The 17467-nt window shown below is 64.6% G+C and carries 17 protein-coding genes and 2 pseudogenes; 9 read left to right on the forward strand and 10 right to left on the reverse strand.

The window, feature by feature from the left end:
• Positions 1–53: 53 nt before the first annotated feature.
• From J7I92_RS04430 to J7I92_RS04450, 5 genes are all read right to left on the reverse strand, one after another.
• Entirely contained in the window at positions 54–1238 is a 1185-nt protein-coding gene (locus J7I92_RS04430) for a nitrous oxide reductase family maturation protein NosD (protein ID WP_251039473.1), read from the reverse strand.
• Entirely contained in the window at positions 1235–3133 is a 1899-nt protein-coding gene (locus tag J7I92_RS04435) for a right-handed parallel beta-helix repeat-containing protein (protein WP_214837790.1), read from the reverse strand. The genes J7I92_RS04430 and J7I92_RS04435 overlap by 4 nt, the downstream gene beginning before the upstream one ends.
• Positions 3130–4416 (reverse strand): glycosyltransferase, encoded by a 1287-nt coding sequence (locus J7I92_RS04440; protein WP_311380115.1) that lies wholly within the window; start codon positions 4414–4416, stop codon positions 3130–3132. Before J7I92_RS04440 ends, J7I92_RS04435 begins: the two co-directional genes overlap by 4 nt.
• A 160-nt stretch (positions 4417–4576) precedes the next feature.
• The gene (locus tag J7I92_RS04445) at positions 4577–5242 is read right to left on the reverse strand and encodes a response regulator transcription factor (protein WP_214837794.1); all 666 of its coding nucleotides are present in this window, start codon (positions 5240–5242) and stop codon (positions 4577–4579) included.
• Positions 5239–6747 (reverse strand): ATP-binding protein, encoded by a 1509-nt coding sequence (locus J7I92_RS04450; RefSeq protein WP_214837798.1) that lies wholly within the window; start codon positions 6745–6747, stop codon positions 5239–5241. Before J7I92_RS04450 ends, J7I92_RS04445 begins: the two co-directional genes overlap by 4 nt.
• Positions 6748–6958: 211 nt before the next feature.
• Here J7I92_RS04450 and J7I92_RS24495 point away from each other — a divergent pair, with 211 nt between their 5' ends.
• The gene (locus J7I92_RS24495; RefSeq protein ID WP_396020353.1) at positions 6959–7048 is read left to right on the forward strand and encodes a hypothetical protein; all 90 of its coding nucleotides are present in this window, start codon (positions 6959–6961) and stop codon (positions 7046–7048) included.
• A gap of 304 nt (positions 7049–7352) precedes the next feature.
• A pseudogene (locus J7I92_RS04460) lies at positions 7353–8569 on the forward strand (IS256 family transposase).
• A 561-nt stretch (positions 8570–9130) separates the two neighbouring features.
• Here J7I92_RS04460 and J7I92_RS04465 read toward each other — a convergent pair.
• Positions 9131–9829, reverse strand: coding sequence for a hypothetical protein (locus J7I92_RS04465; protein WP_214837800.1), 699 nt, complete (start codon positions 9827–9829; stop codon positions 9131–9133).
• Positions 9830–10085: 256 nt separating this feature from the next.
• On the opposite strand from J7I92_RS04465, the gene J7I92_RS04470 reads away from it, so the two are divergent.
• The 6 genes from J7I92_RS04470 (at position 10086) to J7I92_RS04495 (ending at position 13869) form a co-directional block, all read left to right on the forward strand.
• Positions 10086–10481, forward strand: coding sequence for a cupredoxin domain-containing protein (locus J7I92_RS04470; protein ID WP_214837802.1), 396 nt, complete (start codon positions 10086–10088; stop codon positions 10479–10481).
• On the forward strand, positions 10478–10951 hold the full coding sequence (locus J7I92_RS04475; protein ID WP_311380116.1) for a hypothetical protein: 474 nt from the start codon (positions 10478–10480) through the stop codon (positions 10949–10951). The genes J7I92_RS04470 and J7I92_RS04475 overlap by 4 nt, the downstream gene beginning before the upstream one ends.
• 198 nt (positions 10952–11149) lie before the next feature.
• On the forward strand, positions 11150–11920 hold the full coding sequence (locus tag J7I92_RS04480) for an LPXTG cell wall anchor domain-containing protein (RefSeq protein WP_214837805.1): 771 nt from the start codon (positions 11150–11152) through the stop codon (positions 11918–11920).
• Positions 11921–11944: 24 nt separating this feature from the next.
• Positions 11945–12643 carry a sortase domain-bontaining protein gene (locus tag J7I92_RS04485; protein ID WP_214837808.1) on the forward strand — a complete coding sequence of 233 codons (699 nt, stop codon included), beginning with the start codon at positions 11945–11947 and terminating at the stop codon, positions 12641–12643.
• A 50-nt stretch (positions 12644–12693) separates the two neighbouring features.
• Positions 12694–13347 (forward strand): hypothetical protein, encoded by a 654-nt coding sequence (locus J7I92_RS04490; RefSeq protein ID WP_214837811.1) that lies wholly within the window; start codon positions 12694–12696, stop codon positions 13345–13347.
• A 327-nt stretch (positions 13348–13674) separates the two neighbouring features.
• Positions 13675–13869 (forward strand): hypothetical protein, encoded by a 195-nt coding sequence (locus tag J7I92_RS04495; RefSeq protein WP_214837813.1) that lies wholly within the window; start codon positions 13675–13677, stop codon positions 13867–13869.
• Between the two features lie 335 nt (positions 13870–14204).
• Here J7I92_RS04495 and J7I92_RS04500 read toward each other — a convergent pair.
• The 3 genes and pseudogenes from J7I92_RS04500 to J7I92_RS04510 form a co-directional block, all read right to left on the reverse strand.
• Positions 14205–14429 (reverse strand): annotated as a pseudogene (locus J7I92_RS04500) (transposase); the annotation flags it as partial.
• Between the two features lie 525 nt (positions 14430–14954).
• A complete protein-coding gene (locus tag J7I92_RS04505) occupies positions 14955–15593 on the reverse strand; it encodes a hypothetical protein (RefSeq protein WP_214837817.1) in 639 nt (212 codons plus the stop codon).
• A gap of 548 nt (positions 15594–16141) precedes the next feature.
• Positions 16142–16291: a hypothetical protein gene (locus J7I92_RS04510; RefSeq protein ID WP_214837819.1), complete on the reverse strand. Its 150-nt coding sequence runs from the start codon at positions 16289–16291 to the stop codon at positions 16142–16144.
• Between the two features lie 30 nt (positions 16292–16321).
• On the opposite strand from J7I92_RS04510, the gene J7I92_RS04515 reads away from it, so the two are divergent.
• On the forward strand, positions 16322–16555 hold the full coding sequence (locus tag J7I92_RS04515) for a tyrosine-type recombinase/integrase (protein WP_214837822.1): 234 nt from the start codon (positions 16322–16324) through the stop codon (positions 16553–16555).
• A gap of 99 nt (positions 16556–16654) precedes the next feature.
• Here J7I92_RS04515 and J7I92_RS04520 read toward each other — a convergent pair whose 3' ends face one another.
• Positions 16655–17200: a Fic family protein gene (locus J7I92_RS04520; protein ID WP_214837825.1), complete on the reverse strand. Its 546-nt coding sequence runs from the start codon at positions 17198–17200 to the stop codon at positions 16655–16657.
• Between the last annotated feature and the right edge of the window lie 267 nt (positions 17201–17467).

Raw genomic sequence — 17467 nt, forward strand, 5'->3', positions numbered from 1 at the left:
CCTTCAACGGTTGAGCGGTGAGCGGGCGTACCCATTGCTGTGTTGCGGGAAAATCAGTGGGAGGTGCACTTGATGTTGCTGGGGCCCTGCCGGGCCCCGGGAGCGGTGTTGGAGCAGCTGACGGTGTTGTGGAGCGCAGGCGTGGCGGCGATGCCGTGCCCGGGCCCGTTCACGGCGGCGGTGTTGCCGGTGAAGAGGTTGTGGTCGCCCCAGTTGTGGAGGACGTTGTGGGTCTGGAATCCGTCGCGGGGCGCGTCCCGGCCCTCATTTCCTTCGATGGTCCAGGCGTTCCCCTTGACGTTCACCCAGGCGTCCGCAGTGGTCATTCCCGTGCCGTTGAAGCGGTTGCGGGATACCACGCCGCCCACGGTGCCCTCCTTGATGTCCACGCTCTCACCGGTGGTGGCGGATATCGTGTTGCCGCTGATGGTGTTGTAGTTGCTTTCATCCGGGCGGCAGCCCGTCATGGTGCACCAATTGCTGAGGGCGGACCCGATGTAGATGCCCTCGCCGTATTCGGGGACATCCTGCCCGGTGTCCCTCACGGTGTTCTCGAGGAGGAGGTTGCTGCTGCTGTTCCGGCGCAGGTGGATGCCTTCCATCCCCACCTGCATGACGGTGAGCTTTTCCAGGACAGCGCCCGCCACAGCGTCGGCGACGATGCCCTTTTGGGCGTTGCGCACGGTGAAGCCGGACAAGACCCAGTAATCCGCCTGATCCAGATGGAGAACATATCCTTCACGGATGTCGCCGCCGTCCAGGACGGCGCCAGGGCCTCCGCAGAGGAAGATCCGCTCCTGGGCGGACCCGGGATGGTCAGCCGTGAAGCGGCCGGTATACACGCCGTCGTTCATGTGGATAACGTCCCCCGGGCGGGCACTGGCCAGCGCTGAGGAGAGTTCGATGGCGGTGCGCACCGACTTGGTGGGGCGGGGGCACTCCACCGCCTTCGCTTCGGGGACGGGGCCCTGCCCCGGCCGGGCGGCCTTCGCTGCGGAGCTCATCGGTACGTCCTTGGGGTCCATGGCAGGTTCCGGGGCTGCCGTAGGCGGCGGCAACGCCGGTGATGCGGTCTGCGGTGCGGCCTCAGGGGAGCTTTGCACTCCGAACCCGCCGCCCGGGGTCCGCCAGAAGCCGCGCTGGCCCAGGGACAGAATGCCCGCCCCGAGGAAGGCTGCCACCAGCACAGCGACCGCGGCGTACATCCGCCAGTTGCGGACAGTGGCCCGGGACATCATTTCCACCCCCCGATTCCTGTGAGGCTCCCGGTTCCGTCGGCGTGCCCGTCCGGGGGCAGGGCGATTGCGGGCGGCGTCCCGTCGGCCGTGAAGCTGCTTAGCGACGCCTGGTCACCGTACGGATGCAGGGTCTTTCCCTTGTGCCGTGTACCGCGCAAGGCAGTAAAGACGACGATCAGGGCCAATACGGTCCACACGATGGTCAGGGGCTGGAAGAACGTGGCCACCTGCGCCCAGAAAGGCCTGGTGGTGGTCCACGCCCGGGTGTTGTTGGTGTCCGTGACCGGGGCCCGGGTGCCTTTTTCGTAGAGGGCGCTGGGTCCTGTTCCGGCGATGGTGTTGCCGGCAATCTCATGCGCAGCGCTGCCCAGGGCGGTGATCCCGTGCTTGGTGATCCCCGCCATGGTGTTCAGGGCAATCCGGGCCTCTGCGTTGCGCAGGAACACTCCTGTTTCCCCGCCAATGATGGAGTTCCCCGAGACCAAGGTGCTTTTCACGCCGTCCAGCAGGGCAACGGTCCGGAATTTCTGCCGCAGCAGGGCGTTGCTCTCCACTGTGATGTTGGCGGCATCGCCGGAGACCAGGATGCCGGTGCCGTTGTCAGTGACGGTGTTGCCGTAGATTCCGACGTTCTGGCCGCCGATGATTTCGACGCCGGCGCGGCCGTTGCTCTCCACGGTGCTGTTGCTTACGGTATGGCTGCCGTAGAGCGCCGTGGGTCCGCCGCCCGCAGACGCGCCCGGAGCCAGTGACCGGCCGTCCACCCGGATTCCGTCCCACCCGTTCGATGCGGCCTGGACCTGGGTGAGCGCAATGCCCTGGGTGGCCCGGGCCAGGACGAATCCGCTGCCCGCATTGTTGCGCGACGCCGTCATGTCCACTGTGGTGTCGCTGACGCGGTGGTGCAGGACAACGCCGTCCACCAGGCTCCCTTCGACGGTCATGTTGCTGATGCGGACTCCCCGGGCCTTGGTCAGGAACAGGCCGAAGGCGTTGCCCGACACCGTGGTGTCCTCCACGGACCCGGTAACGAAGTTGTCCGCCGGGGCCGGCCCGGCGTCCAGCAGCGGTACCGCCGGCGGCGCGGGCGCGGGCGCGGGTGCCGGTGCCGCTGGGGCTGGGGTAGGGGCCGGTGGCGCAGTCACGGTCCTTGCCGTGGGGCGGTCGGTGCCGGTCAGCGCCAGGCCTCCGGTGCGGCCGCTCCAGAAGCCCAAGGCTTCGACGACTGCGTGGCTGATGGTTGCCTGGCCGCCGATGGAGCGGATGTAGGCGCGCCCGTCACCGGTCGCGGTGTCCGGGCCCGCCCCGCCGTCGTTCCAGCTCGTGATCCTCACCGGCCAGGCGGCGGAGCCGGCGATGTCCAGCCTGCCGCCGTCGTTCACTATGGAAACGAACCCCTGCGGCTTGCTGGCAAGCCGCAGGTCCAGCCCGCTGCCGCCGCCAACGGTGAGCACTGCGCCGGCCTGGATGAGAATGTTTTCCGACAGCAGGTACTGCCCGGGGGACTGCTGGGTGAAGCCCTGCGGTGCCAGCTGCAGCAGGTCCGGCACGGTGTACGGCGCGGCCCGCGGCGTCAGGACCAGCGTGAGGGACTGTCCGGACTGCACGCGGTACGGGCTGGCCAGCTTCACGCGCTTGGTCCGGGCATCGGCGGCGGCCGTACGCACCTGCGCCAGCCGCTGGTCCTCCGCGATGACCAGCGCCGGTTCGCGGACCCGATCGCCGGCGTAGGCGGCGCCATGGCCGCCTTCCGGCTGGGCGGTGTCCGCCGCGGAGGCGAGGACCATGGCCGGCGGTTCCGCTGCTGTGCCCGCGGTGGCAGGGGACGGGGAGAAAATAAGCGCTGCCGCCGCCAAGGGCAACACCGCGCAGCGCAGGACCGGGTTGGCCTTCATCCGAGGGCCTCCCGGCGGGCGAGGCTTTGCGCAGTCTGGCCTTCACCGCCAGTGGTGGTGTCCAAGCGCGTCAGCCAGCCCTGCTTGTTCATGGTGATGAACGCATAGACCTTGATGGGCAAAGCCACCGTAATCACGACTATGGCAAGCAATGGCAGCAGAACGATGTCCCGCGGATACCGGACAAGGTGCGAAATTCCCCGGACGCCGCGCCCCAGCAGGAGCCAGCCCACCGCCAGCCCCACTCCCAGGGGCGTCAGTTCCAGCCGGCTGAAGAGCAGGTACACCAGCGAAACGCCCATGGTGACGGGCGTCAGCAGGATCTGCAGCACTGTGATCTTGGTGACGAACGGCACGCGCCACAGCCAGCCTTTGTAGGCCGCAGTCAGGTAGCACCGGTAGGAGTTCCTGCTCCAGCGGATGCGCTGCTTCAGGAAGCCACGGAGCGTATTCGGGAACATGGACAGGGCCCGGGCCGAGGACTGATGGACCGTTTTGTACCCAGCGGCCAGAACCAGCCAGGTGAGCCGGCCGTCGTCGCCGGAGATGCAGCGGCGGCTCAGGAAGAACTCATCCTCAAGATGCGGCAGCAGCGGCCGGACGACCGACGCGCGGTAGGCCGCCGTGCGGCCGGACAGGCAGGCGACGGCGCCCGCCCGGCCCATGGCCGGAACGTAGTCGAAGTAGCGCAGGTTCACCAGCCAGTCTGCCATCCGCCGCCACACACTGGAATTGCGCTGGTACACGTTCTGCTGGGTGCCCACCCCGCCCACGGCGGGATCCGCGAACGGCATCTGCACCGCCGCCAGCAGCCCCGGCTCCCAAGACGTGTCCGAATCGACGAAGACCAGGATCTCCCCGCTGGCGGCCCGGACACCCCGGCCAAGGGCCGAGCGTTTACCGGCGTGGCGGAACAGGATGGGCCGCACCGACGGAATGTCCAGGGCGGTGATCCGCTGGTAGGCCTCCAGGTCCTTGGTGTCCAGCACAATGATGATCTCCGCCGGGTCCTGGGCCAGCCAGGACCCGAGGCAGCGCATCAGAATATCGGGATCCTCATGGAAGGACGGGACGATCACCGAAGTGCTTGCGCGGAAGGGGGTCACCACCGGGCGGGCCCGGCGCGAGAGGATGACCCGGTACAGCCACAGGCACCAGACCACGGCCCCCGCGGCGCCCACCGGAAGAAACTTTTGTACTTGCGTGAAGTCGGCGCCGGGCAGGAGCACCCACTCCCACCCGGTCCGGTCCTGCGCGTAGAGAGCAAGCAGCAAGGGTTCCACGGTAGTCGTCCTCCCGGAATGCGGTTACCTCGGCCAATGCGAGGCATGGGCTGAATACCGCAAGTGTGGAGGGGCCCGATGAGAAACGCATTTGAAGCAAATTAGAGGCTTCTCATCAAAAAATCAGGGCACGCCAAAGCCTGCGGGAACGCCGGTAAGCTCAGACGGCCGCCAGCCGGTAGCCGGTGCCGCGGACCGTGACGAACCGGTCGGCTCCCAGCTTTTTTCGCAGGTAGAGCACATAGACGTCCACCACATTGGACGCGCCGGAGTAGTCATAGCCCCAGACACTGTTGAGCAGCTGCTCCCGGCTCAGGACCTGCCCGGGGTGACGAATGAACGTTTCGGCCAGCGCGAACTCCCGGGTGGAGAGGTCCACCTCCTGGGCCCCCACCCTCGCGATGCGGGAATGCGGGTCCAGTACCAGCTCACCGCATTTGAGGACATGGTCGGCGTCGTCGGGACGCGGATCCCGGAGCCGGATCCGGATGCGTGCCAGGAGTTCCTCAACGTGGAATGGTTTGGCCAGGTAGTCGTCGGCACCTGCGTTGAGGCCGGCCACGGTGTCCTGGACCGACGTCCGTGCCGTGACCATTATCACCGGAAGGGGCACCTTACTCTCCCGCAGTAGTCCCAAAACGGTAAACCCGTCCAGGCGCGGAAGGCCCACGTCCAGGATCAACAGGTCGAATTCGCCGGACGTGGCATAGTCCAAGGCGGTGATCCCGTCGCCGACCACCGACGCTGCATGCCCGGCTGAGCGCAGGCCCTTCTCCATGAATTTGGAGATCCGCTCCTCGTCTTCGGCTATCAGGATGCGGCTCACAGCAGGGCCCTGTCCTGACTGAGTGGAATCAGGACGGTGAACGTGGAACCTTGTCCGAGGGCCGACGTCACCGTCACTTTCCCGCCGTGTGCCTCGGCAATGGCCGTCACGATCGCCAGTCCAAGGCCGGAGCCCTCTGCGCCGCGCCCCGCTTCGACCCGGGCGAACCGGGAAAAGATCCGGACCTGGTCCTCGGCGGCAATGCCCTGGCCCGTGTCCCGGACCCACACAGCCAGGGTGTCGTATTCGGGCAGCCCGTCCTCGTTGGGCTGGCCAGGTTCGACCCTGCTCCCAAGCGCTATGACCCCGTCATCATCGGTGTACTTCACCGCGTTGGCGGCGAGTTGTACCAGCGCCTGGGTGAGCAGCTGGGGGTCTGCCACCGCCACGCCGCCGCAGGCTTCGTCGATCTCCCACCGCCGGTTCGCGAGCACGCGGATCTTGCCCATGACCTCGTCCGTGAAACGTGCGACGTCCAGTTCCTGCACGCTGACGAAATTCGGGCGACGGGCATTGCCCAGCAGCAGCAGATCATCCACCAGCCGCTGCAACCGGGCCAGCTCATCGAGGAGGAGGGCCCTTGTCTCGGCCACATCCTCGGGGTCACTGGGCGACATCAACTCCAGATGGCCGCAGAGAATGGTCAAAGGGGTCAGCAGTTCATGAGCCACATCGTCCATGAACTGCCGCTGTTCATTGACCCCGTCATCGATGCGTTCAAGCATCGTGTTGAAGGTGCGGGCCAGTTGGGACACGTCACTGGCACCTCCGCGCACATCCACCCGTTGGCTCAGGTCGACGTGGCTGACGATCTCAGTGGTCTCGCGCATGCGGCGCAGGGGACGGAGGAGGTGTCCGGCCAGGAATCCGCCCACCAGTCCCGCAACCACTAGCGCGCCGCCGGAGACCATGGCATAGGTCCGTATGGAGGCGAGGATCCGCTCCTGCTGGTCCGATATGTCCCGGCCTGCCACCAGGAAGGCTGTTCCGCTGCCGCCGGAGACCTCGACGGGCAAAAGGGTGATCCGTATCTGGTCCGGGTCTGCGCCAACGCTCCCCGTTACCTGAGCGCGGGGATCCGACATCGCGGCGATCGGACGGTACAGGGTCTCGGGCAGCACCTGGTTGTCAGGGTTGCCTTCGACCTTCCAGGCGAGGTGTCCGTCGACAAACAGTGCCAGCACTCCGTGCCGGCCGGGTTCGACGTCGGCGGCTGCGGCTCGGAGCCGGTATGCAAACGGCTGCGCGCTATCGGCCGAACTGGCGCGGGCGAGTCTTTCCACGTTTCGTGCCCTGTCGGTGAGGCCCTGATCGACGCGGCTCTCCAGCTCGTTGAAGGAAATCGCAAACGTGATGGTGCCGCTGAGGGCGAGACCGGCAAACATCATGCCCAGCATGGCGGCCAGAACCTGGAAACGCACGGAATGTAAGCCGGACCAAAGGGCGGCGAGCCTGGCTCGCGTGGACGCGCGTGCATTGGCCGCCTTGGAGACGGGCAGCCTCACGGGGCACCACCCGACGTCGCTCGACCCCCTGTGATGGACACCGGTCTACCGTCCCTCCACGTCCGGCCGGAAACCGGCCTCCCAGGGAGATCCTTCCAGCGCCAGGCAGCAGAAGCGCGAGTGGCCACTACTTGTTTAACCTGCGCCTCACTACGCACATCCGCCACGCCACTTGCGGGCGCCAGCCGACTGACCGGTCACCTGCAACGCGCTGGCCGCGGCGCTCCTTATGGACGTCGACAAGGTGGCCCCGCACGAGCGCAATTACGTCCGGATGATGTTCACCGACCCCCACGAATGAAGGACTACTACGAGAACTGGAAGAGCACGGCCAGCGCCGTCGTGGCCCTCCTGGCATGCAAGCCGTCGACAACCCCACCGATCCGCAAGCTCCGCATCCTCAGCTCCTGGAGCCAGGTCCCTCCACCCGGTATGCGCCGACCGGAAGTACCGAGGCATGACCAGGCCCTCCAATGAACATGACCACCGATCGCAAACGCCACAAAGCGTCGCGGGACTGTGAATAACGGTGGATCCGTGGTTGGCCTGACACGCCGGGCCGTGCCTGGCGGGAAGGACCGATCATGAGCGAAACACTGGATCCCATGGCGACTGACGTGGATCAGCAAGAGTTGGCGCAGCAGCTCCTGGCTCAGGCCAGAGAACAGGGTATCGACCTCGTGGGCCCGGGGCGGGTTGTTGAATCGGCTCACGAAGAACGTTTTGGAGACCGCGTTGGAAGCCGAGATGGACGAGCACCTCGGTTACGGAAAACACGAAGTGGCCGGGCGTGGAAGCGGGAACTCCCGTAACGGCATCCGCACGAAGACCGTGCTGACGGAGATCGGGCCGGTTGAGATTGACGTGCCGCAGGACACCGGCTCCACGTTCGGCCCGCAGATCGTGAAGAAGCGGCAGCGAAGGCTGACGGGCGTGGACGAGATTGTGCTGTCGCTGAGCGCGAAGGGCCTCACGACCGGGGAGATCGCGGCCCATTTCGGGGAGGTGTTCGGGGTCGGGGTATCGAAGGACACGATCTCGCGGATCACCGAAAAGGTGATCGGGGAAATGACCGACTGGCAGAACCGGCCCTTGGACCGGGTGTTCCCCGTGGTGTTCATCGATGCAATCCACGTCAAGGTCCGCGACGGGCAGGTCACGAACCGGCCGGTCTACGTCGCGATCGGTGTCAGCGTCAACGGTGAGCGGGACATCCTGGGGCTGTGGGCCGGGGACGGCGGGGAAGGCGCGAAGTTCTGGCTCTCCGTCCTGACGGAAATCAAGAACCGCGGCGTTCAGGACGTCTGCATCACCGTCTGCGACGGGCTCAAGGGCCTGCCGGAGGCCATCAACACGGTCTGGGACCGCCGTGGTCCAGACCTGCATCGTCCACCTGATCCGGAACACCTTCCGGTACGCCGCCCGGCAATACTGGGACGAAATGTCCCGTGACCTGCGCCCTGTCTACACCGCTCCGTCCGAGGCTGCGGCGGAGGAACGCTTCGTCGATTTCTCGGGCAAATGGGGCCAACGGTACCCGGCGATCACCCGGCTCTGAGAGAACGCGTGGAGCGAATTCGTGCCGTTCCTGGACTACGACGTCGAAATCCGTCGGGTCATCTGCAGCACCAACGCCATTGAATCCGTCAATGCCCGCTACCGGCGCGCGATCCGAGCCCGGGGACATTTCCCCACCGACCAAGCCGCACTGAAATGCCTCTACCTGGCCACCCGGGCACTGGACCCGACCGGCAAAGGCAGGGCACGATGGGCAACGAGGTGGAAGCTGGCCCTGAACGCGTTCGCCATCACCTTCGCCTGAACGCGTTCGCCATCACCTTCGAAGGAAGAATCAATTAATGCCAGCCACGGTTCCACCGTTAAACGGACACTCCCGACCGCCGCCGCTAGATTCACTCTCGGGGCGCCCATGTTGGCCGGAAACTCTTACTGTGGCTGAGTCAGCCCGATCCGGACGGCGTGCAGGCATCCCTTAAGGCGAGCTTGGAGACGATGATGTGCGTCTGCGTTGCTCAGCGGTCTGACTATCTGGCGAGGAACCGGATGAGTGTTTCATTCATTCCTCGGCATGGCTGACATTGCAGCCATGCGGGCACCGGTGAACAGGTCGTAAGCATGCTGGCCTTCGGACGGGTTGAGTTTTTCCCAAGCACGGCATGATTGGCGACTCCCTGCTGAACCGCTCCGTGACCCCGTCCTCGTTCCACTGGATTCAGCGGCCCCCCGAGAGCGGTCAACACCTTGGATCCTGCACGAGAGCCCGAACGAGCAAGTCAACGTTCCCGTTTAGGGCTCCATCGGGGAGGCTTTGCTTCCGTCTGGTGGGTCTGGCCGCCCCAGCAGCGGCCAGTCCGTCAGGGTGTCAGCGGAGGACGCCGCATACGGCCGGGTCTGTGGCTTCGGCTGGCAGGTTCGGGTTCAGTTCGCTGGCTCCTTCAGGGTTACTGACGTTGTAGGTCCCGTTGCCGTCGTAGTCCAGGCCGTGGATGACCAGGACGCCTTCGCCTTCCCGGATGGAGTCGGCGATCTGTTTGGCTGTGCCGAGTCCGCCCGCACCGGGGTAGCCTGTGCCGGCGACGTCGGTGAACTCAATGTTGTCCCGGCTGTAGTTAAAGATCCCGTCATGGGAGACCGGGAAACGGGCGACGTCCAGGAAGCTGGCCGGGGTTGTGTCCCCGGTTGTGTTCAGGGATACGACCACGGGGCCGTAGGCCGGTATGCCTTCAACAGTGTTTAGGCCACCGTCCAAGTCGGCGTCCAGGGCCAAGGTCGGACACTCGTTCAGCGCGTCGTTGCCGTAGTGGATGTGCTGGGCGTGGGGTGCGTCCGGGGTCAGGCCGGTGGCATGGACCTCAATGTGTTCGATCTTCTGGTTTTTCACCACGGCCGTGGCGGTGCCGGACGCGCCGGACCCGTTCAGCTCGGTGAGCACAGCGGTGAGCGTCACCGTTTTGTCTGTCGCCTTGCCGTTCTGGGCCAGGACGGGGCCGGCACCCATCGAAACAACGGCAAGAACCGCCGCTGCCGCTCCGCCAAGAGCCAGCTTGGAATTTCTTTTCATGTTTTCGCTCCCTATCAAGGGGCCACCGAGTTAAGGGGCCACCGAGAAATTCGGTGGTCTTATGTGATTCGCGCCACAAGCGTGCGGGGATGGGCGGGGAGCCTACTATTCGTGGGCCGCCCGGTTCTCTTGGACAGACTTCTGCCTCATTCGGCAGTCCATAAGGGCCGGAGTGACGAATAGCGTGCGTGGGGTAGTTTCCTGATGGGCGCGCCGTCCGGCGGGTGGAGGACAACATCCCTTGAAGGGGATTGTCATGAAAACCATTACTCACATTTGGGCCGTAGCTGCAGCTGTTTCGCTGGCGGCCGTCACCGGATGCGCAGGTCAAGGCGGGGAGTCTTCCGCCCCGCCTGCCGCCAGCAGTTCCTCCGGCCCGTCATCCACTGCTTCGGCACAGGCCGGCGGGGCTGTCATCATGATCAAGGGCTTCGGCTATGACGTCCCGACATCGGTGAAGCCGGGGTCGATGGTGACGGTAATGAACGCGGACAGCGCCCCGCACACGCTGACCGCGAAGGACAAGGGCGGTTTCGATGTTGCGGTGCCGGCCGGTGCGACGGTGACTTTTCAGGCCCCGGATGCACCGGGTGAGTACGGAATTATCTGCAGCTTTCATCCGCAGATGACCGGGACGCTGGTCGTGAAGTGAAACGCGCACACATCCTCGTAACCGGTCATGGTCCCCTGCGGGTGGTCCGGATCTGCGCCGCGGCGTCGCTGGTGCTCAGCGCGGTGATTCATGTTCAGCTCGCGCCCGGATACCAGCAGGCCGCACCAGGAGGCATCGGTCAGGGCACCCTGTTCCTGATCCAGGCCGGGGCAGCCATCCTGGCCGCGGTGTTTATTCTGTTGAAAAACACACGGACCGCTTTCGCTGCCGCCGCATCAGTCGCCCTTTCCTCCCTGGCCGCCGTCATCCTTTACCGGTACGTACAGGTCCCCGCCATGGGGCCGCTGCCTTCGATGTATGAACCGGTCTGGTACACCGCCAAGGTCATCACCGCCGTCGCCGAAGCCATCGCCGGTGGGCTGGCAGTGACAGGTTACGGGCTGCTGCTGCGCAAAACCCGCCGCGGACCGTGGATACAGCCCCGGAGCCAGCACGCGTCAGCCGCCTGAAACGCCGGGAACGGACCTGAAGCGGCCCGGATCCCTGCCGGTGAAAGCCCTGCCAGAGTGTGCCTTGGCGTCCCGTTCATGTTTTTGTGTGCCGGGCCACATTCGTACCCATCCTTCGGTGGCACTGTTCCGAAGTATTGGTGACCCCCTTTTTCGGGGGCGCCAACATCACACGCGCGTGTATGAGGAGATTTTCCAATGAATAAGACACTTCGCTTTATGGCAGTCCCCACTCTCGCTTTGGGCGCTCTTGCCCTTTCCGGCTCCCCGGCCATGGCCGCGGACCAGTCCTACCAGTCCACGCTGGGCCAGATCAACGGCAGTGCCGGCTCGGGAACCATCACTGTTGATGTCACGGGAAACCAGGCCCATGTCGTGTTGAACGTCTCGGGCATGCCTGCCACTTTCATGGACGCCCCGTACCCCCACGTCCAGCACATCCACGGCGGAGCCAAGGGCCTCTGCCCGGACCCTTCAGCCGATAAGGACGGTGACCAGGTCATCTCCACCACCGAAGGCGCCCCGTCCTACGGCGGCATCGTCACCACCCTCTCGACCAGCGGCGACACCAGCCCCGCAGCAGGCCTGGACCTCAAGGTCGGAGGACAGGGCGCCGCCTACACCGTTGACCGCACCTTCGAACTGAACGCCGAAACCAAGGCAGCCCTGGAAGCCGGCACCGCTGTCGTGGTCGTCCACGGCCTTGATCCCGCCACCCTCAGCGCGGCAGGCCAGGCCGCCAAATCCGATCTGGCCCCCACACTTCCGCTGGCCGCCACTTCCCCCGCCCTGTGCGGGACCCTGAAAGCCGGGCAGATGAAGATGCCCGCGGGCGGCGCCGACACCGGCCTCACCCAGGAAACCGGCACCGATACCGGAGCACTTGCCCTCGGCGGCGGGCTCGTCCTCGTGGCCCTCGCCGGCGGAGCCTACGCAGTCCGCCGCCGCAACGCCGGCACCGCAGCCTAAACGCGGCCTGACCGGATCACTACTGTGAGAACCACGAATCCCGGCCGCCGCGGACGCCTCCTGGCCCCCACGGCGGCCGGGGTTCTGCTCCTGCTGTCCCTGGGCGGCTGTGCCGCCGGAACCACCGATGCCCGGTCCGCTCCTTCCGCTTCCGTTACGGCCTCGGCCTCTCCGGCCACCCCGACTGTTGCGGGCTCCCCAACAGTTGCAGCCTCATCGCCCGCCACCCCCGCAGTACCGCCGGCACAGCAGCGTCCACCGGTGATGGGCGCTTCCACTCCCGTCACCCTCAGCATCCCCACGATCGGGGTCCGGACGGACCTTCTCCATCTGGGACTGCGACAAAACGGGTCCCTGGAAGTACCGCAGGACACCGGCAGCGGCGCACCCGCCAGCTGGTACAACGGCTCCCCCACCCCCGGGGAACGCGGACCCTCCGTGATGCTGGGCCATGTGAACGCACTCGGCGGCAACACCGGTGTCTTCGCGGACCTCCGGACGCTCACCCCCGGCACCGAAATCAACGTCTCCCGAACCGACGGCAGTGTCGCCCTGTTCACCGTGGACCGCGGGGCCACCTACAGCAAAAACAGCTTCCCTACCCTCGAGGTCTACGGAAACACACCCGGAGCTGAGCTGCGGCTGATCACCTGCGACGGGTATGATCCCGCCACCGGGCTCTTCGACGACAACTACGTCATCTACGCCAAACTCAAAACCTGACAACGGACCCCTCCTCCAGGAGCAAGAAACAGGCAAAGGATGGACAAAAAATGAAATCCCAAGCCCACGCGCTGGCCGCCCTGGCCGTTGCGTCCGTGCTTCTCACCGGCTGCGCCGCCGCAGCAGGAACGGAGGGCGCGGTCTCTGCAACGCAAACGGACGCTTCAACGCTGGCCCCACCGGAAACTTCACCGGACACCGGAAACACTGGCGGTCACAGCGGCGGACATCACGGCGGCGTGACACCCTCACCCGGTACCACCCCGGAGGGGCCCAGCGATGCTGCCCTGATGGTCTGCGGGGACCAGCCCATGGACAGGCTCACCTCAATCCTTGACCTGAAGGAGGCCCCGCACACCATCAACATCTGGGCGGACAGCACCTTCACCTGCATCTACCACCTGCAGGAAGGGGCACTGGAAATATCCGTCCAGGACGCCTCCAACCAGGCGACGGCACTTACCTACTTCAACGCCATGCAGGCCCTCGCCAAAGAGGCAAAACCCATCGAAGGGCTCGCCAACCTCGGATTCCCCGCATACGAAACCACTGACGGGTCAGCCGTGTTCCAAAAAGACAACTTCATCCTGCACGTGGACGCCTCCGATCTCCCCGCAACCCTGGGACCGGAGGGCATCACCAGGAACGCCCTGGCCTACCAGCTCTCCACCACCATCCTCGCCTGCTGGGTCGAGCACCCCTGACAGCCGATCCACCGAGCAACCCTAGACCACGGGCGCTTACCCGAAGCCCACGAAAGGTTCATCATGAAAATGACCACTAGAACTGTCTGGGCGCTCGGGACGGCTGCGGCCGTCATTGCCCTCTCCGGTTGCGGGAACGGGAACCCGGCTTGACCCGGAACCGGCTCCTCGGCGTCGCCGGCCCGGACAACAGAACAGTCAGCTTCCGTCCCGCCCGCCGACACGACGAGAACCCAGGCCGCAACACCGCCTGCTGATCCACCGTCCGGCGGCGCGGATCCGGCTGAAATCCTGATCAAGGACTTCAAATACCAAGGGTCGGAAATTGTGGGCCCCGGGACGCTGGTCACCGTCATCAACGAGGACATCGAAGCCCACACGATCACCGCGGACACCGGAGCTGCGTTCGATGCTGTCATCAAAGTCGGCCCAGGCACCTTCACCGCACCGACCGAACCCGAAACCTATTCCTATCACTGTATTTTCCACGGCAATATGCACGGAACCCTCACCGTGAAGTAGGCATACACAGAGCGTTCCAGACAGGCCGCCACGTGGCCGATGGAGCAGTGCAGACTTACGGATGCAGCCGGAAGTGACACCGGCCGTGTACAGCCCCGAACCCTGCTAAAGACCGAAACCACAAGCGGGGTGAAGGTCTTTGTGTGCTGGAGGTGAATCGCCCAAACCGGGCCGCGCCGGCTGAAGGGTAAATCCGATCCTTTGGACGCCTACCAGGCCGCCAAATCCGTCCTCGACGGACGGACCACGTCGATCCCGAAATCCAAAGACGGCCCGTTGAATGCTTGCGAATCCTGCGTGCCGGGCGCACCTCGGCCCTAAAGGCCCGCACCGCACTCCTGCTCCAACAAGCGGTTCCGCTTCTTCAGCTCCCGCATCTCGGCCGACTCCGCTGCCGCCGGCCCTGCCCCGGTCTCCTTACGTTCGGCTATCGCAAGCCAACGCTTCAACGTCGTGACCGAAAGCCCGAAATCCTTCGCAATCTGCGCCAGCGGCGCCTCGCCCTTGCGGGCCACATCAATAACATCCTGGCGGAACTCCGCCCCATAAGCCGTGGGCATGGTCAACATCCTTCCACGAGCACCAGCTCGCTAGGTCAAGGAGTCAACAAAACCGGGGGCAGTCCCGTTGCTGATCCGGTCGGCGGGTGGGGTGTATATCTGCGGTCATTCGTGGATCCTACCCTGACCGCTGCTCTAGGATTTGGCTCGAGGTTGGAGCATCCTGTACCGGCGGACGTCGGACCAAGGGATCCTCAGTGGCGAGTTCTTCGTCCCGCTGCCTGCCTTGTACGCGTTGGGGAAGTCACCGGAGCGGGCCATGATTCGAATCGTTTCGTGGTGGTGATCAGGAACTCCGCCACCTGCGCAACGGTGGCGTCTCCCGGGGGCATGTCATCACTGTTAGTCATGGCCAGAACCTACTGTCCATGGCACTCCAAGGCCGTCATTCCCTATGTTCAACGGTGCGTCTGCCCCTATCGCCCCGGCGGTATCCCCAATCTTCCCTAGCCTTCTCTGACACCCGGCTGGTACGTTCAACCACAACTGAGGGCGCCCGGCGCTCGGTACGGATAAATGGGGGGACTATCTATGGCTGATCGAGAAATCCGAGACAGTAAGCATGCCTGCCCGCGGTGTGGCACCACGCTCCGCGAGGTATGGAAGTACGGACGGGATGACGGCTTGGTGCCGTCGTACGAGTGGCAGCGCATCGGCCGGCCGACATGCCCGCAGGGGCACCGCCTTGAATGGACCGTGGCTGGCACGCCCGTCTAGCGGCAGTTCCATGAGAGAAGCCCCGCGCCACCATGACGGGATGCGGGGCTTTTTCGTGCGATGTTTACTGGTGGTGCTAACCGGAACTAATCCGCCGGCAGAAACCCCGGAAGCCTCTTCCCCCACCTGACCGCCCCGCAGAGTTTCCGAGCATTCCTGGTACTCGATGATGTCCCACTCGGACGCGGTCAGCCGCCGGACATTGCCCTTGGGGACCCATGCGTTGTGTCGGTGGCCGTCGCCGTCCAGCCATTCGACGTGGATCGTGGCGTGGCTCCAGCGGGACGCCATGGCGTAGACGGCCACGGTGCCGCCGCCCACCAAGGGGACGGCGGCCTCGACCCGCGGCCAGTGCCCGTACTCCCATGACTGGATCTCCTCGAGGCGGCCGGTCGGCTCCGGCCGAAGGTACTCGTATGTGACGCCATTGAGGGTGAAACTGGTCATGGGGCCATCGTATGGCGTGGCCTGAAACGGCGGACAACAACCTGGGCTTCCACGCTGGCCGTGTTGGGCGTGAGTGCTTGAGGAGACCCAGGTGGCCACGCATGAAGGCCCCGCGCCTCCCCATGATGGGAGAGACGCGGGGCTTTCGTTACGGGTGGAACATAACCGGATTTATCCGCCGGGCGTATTGCGTCACACAGTACGGGTCTTGATCGAATCTTGAGGACCCCCCTAGTACGACTTGCGCATGTCAAAATACCGCCGTTACAAAGATTCACGCCAGGCTGGCACGTCGAAGCCCTACGTGGCGTACGTTGCCCTGGCGATGTTGTTCGTCGCAACGGCAATCGTGGTGGTCCTTGCGTTAACGAAGTAAAGCCTCCCGGGCACGCCTTCCCGTGAGTTATCTGCCCGCTATGCTCGGGCGCAAATGCAAGTGCTCAGGAGTGATTTGATGGATGCGACAGATGGCAAGCACTCGGCTCTGCCAATCAGGTCCGGCCATAGCTTCCCTCTCGATGAAGCCCATAGGTCAACCGGATCCCGGGTCAAGGAATGATCCGCGAAAGCTTCACGAAGACGGCCGCCGGCGAAAGAGTGCTGCCGTTGCCGGCGTTCGCCATTGCGATGGTCATGGGGCGCCAGGTGGCCGCTGTGGGGAGCGTCCACGACGTCGTGTTCCCGTCCGCGCTCGGCACCCTGCGCGATCCGTCAGCGGTACACAAGCAGTGCGCACGGTGCGCGCCTGCCTCAAGCTGGACTGGGTCACCTCCCACACCTTCCGGAAGACTCTGGCGACTCTGCTGGACGGTCAAGGTCTGTCGGCACGAATTGGTGCGGACCAGCTCGGCCATGCGCAGGTATCAATGACCCAGGACGTCTACATGGGCCGCAAGGTTATCCACACCGAAGTGGCGGACGTGCTCGATCGGGTCGTGTCGACGACGACGGCGTTCCAGTGACTGTCCGGTTCACTTGAACGCTTTGCAGGGCATTCCAGTTCACTTGAACAAGTGGCAGCTGGTTCTAGCGAGGGCCCCTCTCGCTAGAACCAGATACTGCTAGCGCCTTGTAAGAATGCCGAAGATGTCGGCGGCGATGTACGTCTGCTGCGCGGCCTCGAACGGGTAGTCCTCAAGAATTCCAAGCTGCTGGAGCTTCGCCACAGCGTTGCTAACTGTTTGGTAACTCTTGTTGAACTTCTTGGCGAGTCTCGGCCTTGTAATGATGGGGTTGGCAAGAAGAGACCCGGCGATGTCGAGGATGACTCCCGTGGCCGAAGCCTTCCGAAGAGTGTCCATATGCTTTTGGCTCACGTCGAGAAGGTCATCGACCAAGGCCGCTGTTTCGTGTGCTGATGCAGCAATGCCCTCGGCGAAAAACTCCACCCAACTCGACCAGTCCCCCGTTTCACTGAGTCTGGCCAACTGGTCTTGGTAGACATCCCTCCGTGCTTCGAACCAGGGGGAGACGCTCAGGAGTGGCTCGCTAATCACACTGTCCCGCATCAGGCCCAGCACAATCAACAGTCGCCCGAGCCGCCCGTTCCCGTCGTTGAACGGGTGAATTGTCTCGAACTGGTAATGGGCCAGGGCAGCAGCGATCACGGGATCGCGGCCGCCACTGGGGGCTTCTTAGTGGAGCGATTCACGCTGACTTGAAGACTACAACATTGATTCAAGTCAAAGCTGATTTCACTTGAATAGGCGCCAATCGGTTCAAGTTGACGTGAATCAGTTGGGTTTCCGTTGGATCGAGTACTTAAAACAGAAGCAGGCCAGAAGCGAAACGCCTCTGACCTGCGCAAACTGTAGCGGTGGGGAGGCTCGATCTCCCGACCTCACGATTATGAGTCATAATGTTCTCCCCCTAGA

Origin of the sequence: Arthrobacter sp. ISL-72, assembly GCF_018613755.1 — a bacterium.
Taxonomy (GTDB): domain Bacteria; phylum Actinomycetota; class Actinomycetes; order Actinomycetales; family Micrococcaceae; genus Arthrobacter.

Bases quoted from the DNA above. Each gene is read 5' to 3' on its own strand.
- J7I92_RS04505 (WP_214837817.1), bottom strand. From the start codon at position 15,593: ATGACCAGTTTCACCCTCAATGGCGTCACATACGAGTACCTTCGGCCG.
- J7I92_RS04430 (WP_251039473.1), bottom strand. From the start codon at position 1,238: ATGATGTCCCGGGCCACTGTCCGCAACTGGCGGATGTACGCCGCGGTC.
- J7I92_RS04435 (WP_214837790.1), bottom strand. From the start codon at position 3,133: ATGAAGGCCAACCCGGTCCTGCGCTGCGCGGTGTTGCCCTTGGCGGCG.
- J7I92_RS04480 (WP_214837805.1), top strand. From the start codon at position 11,150: ATGAATAAGACACTTCGCTTTATGGCAGTCCCCACTCTCGCTTTGGGC.
- J7I92_RS04465 (WP_214837800.1), bottom strand. From the start codon at position 9,829: ATGAAAAGAAATTCCAAGCTGGCTCTTGGCGGAGCGGCAGCGGCGGTT.
- J7I92_RS04470 (WP_214837802.1), top strand. From the start codon at position 10,086: ATGAAAACCATTACTCACATTTGGGCCGTAGCTGCAGCTGTTTCGCTG.
- J7I92_RS04490 (WP_214837811.1), top strand. From the start codon at position 12,694: ATGAAATCCCAAGCCCACGCGCTGGCCGCCCTGGCCGTTGCGTCCGTG.